Annotated in this window: 1 protein-coding gene; it reads left to right on the top strand. The window is 60.0% G+C overall.

The window, feature by feature from the left end:
• Window positions 1-215, top strand: a 215-nt coding sequence (locus H6B10_RS17825; RefSeq protein ID WP_204652599.1) for a hypothetical protein, incomplete at both ends; no start/stop codon positions are given.

A 215-nucleotide genomic window follows, 5' to 3' on the forward strand; every position in this document is an offset into this window, starting at 1 on the left:
CGTTCTATGCCCTCAATTCCAGCTACTATGCCCGGTGGTATTATATGCCGGTGCTGGTCTTGTGCGGTGCAACCGCTTATACGCTGGAACGGCCCCACCTGGCTGAACGCCAGAATACCGGCCAGCAGCGTCTGGCCCCAGTTGCGGTGATTACGGCAAAGCCGCCACAGCGCCCAGAACAGCAGCACGCCCAACACGCTGACCGCAAAGATACC

This window comes from Gemmiger formicilis (genome assembly GCF_016901605.1).
GTDB classification, from domain to species: domain Bacteria; phylum Bacillota; class Clostridia; order Oscillospirales; family Ruminococcaceae; genus Gemmiger; species Gemmiger formicilis_B.